A 1,069-nucleotide genomic window follows, 5' to 3' on the forward strand; every position below is an offset into this window, starting at 1 on the left:
GCGGAACAGCGCCTCCACGCGGGGAAAGTCCATGCCGTCCCCGGCGGCGTTCTCCAAGCGCATGCTCTGGCCCCCCACGGTGAAGACCACCGCGTCCGCGTCGGCCTCCACCGTCACCGGGGCGGGCTTGGCCGCCTTGAGCATCGGCAGCAGGCGCTTGAGGCCCTCACGATGGATCAGCACCTCCGGGGCCCCCTGGCCGTGCGTGGGAGCCTCACCCTCGTACGCGGCCACGGTACGCACCGCGTGGTACCGGTCCGTGGCGGTGAAGATCAGGCCCTGATCAGTGAACACCCCCTGCACGTGGTGCAAGGCCGGCCGCGCGTCGTGAGTGGCCTTCAGAGCCGGCATGCCGGCCACGTCGAGCGCGCGGTACAAGGCCTGAGCGGTGAACTGGAACATGATGTCCTCCTTGGGGTGGGGTGCGGGCCCCCTGGTGGGGCCTGCGGTGGTGTGTCGGTCTCCCGAACACATGTCTAACCATACACGTATGGGGGCGGGTGCGCAACCGATCCCCACACGGTCTCACGGCTGGATCAGCTGCAGATCGTCGCACCCCTCGGCCATAGCGGCTGTGGAAGCGGCGATGAACTCCAAGTGCACGCGGTCATCACCGGGGCCGGCCATCTCCAGCAGGGCGCGGGCGTGGCGGGCGTTGGCATGCAGCAGCTCGTAGCGTTCCGTGCTCAGCTCGGTAGCTTTCCGCAGGGCGGCGGGGATGCTCTCGGCAGGGCCTCCACACCGGGCCAGGCGCTTGTACGCCGCCCGCGCGCGCGCCGCCGGCTGGGCCAGGGCGTGCGCCCGGCGCATATCAACCTCCAGCGCCATCAGCTGTTCCCGGGACACGTTCGGCTCCGGCCCCATCGAGTCATAAAGCGAGTACAGCGGAGGGCCAATGAACGGCAGCTGCGGGTACGGCGGGTTCGTCGGCGCAGACTCGAACGCGGTGACAACGGCCATTGTGTCCTCCTTGGGTGGGGTACGGGCCCCTGGTGGGGCCTGCGGTGGGGTGGCCGGTCTCCCGGCCACATGTCTAACCATACACGTATGGGGTGAGGGTGTCTACTGG

Annotated in this window: 2 protein-coding genes; both read right to left on the reverse strand. The window is 69.2% G+C overall.

Features of this window, described 5'->3' with window-relative positions:
• On the reverse strand, positions 1 to 402 hold a 402-nt coding region (locus AC0VX0_RS12330; RefSeq protein WP_475452198.1), incomplete at its 3' end, for a hypothetical protein.
• Positions 403 to 525: 123 nt separating this feature from the next.
• A complete protein-coding gene (locus tag AC0VX0_RS12335) occupies positions 526 to 960 on the reverse strand; it encodes a hypothetical protein (RefSeq protein WP_036318082.1) in 435 nt (144 codons plus the stop codon).
• Positions 961 to 1,069 lie beyond the last annotated feature (109 nt).

The organism is Micrococcus sp. iso_26 (assembly GCF_056172975.1).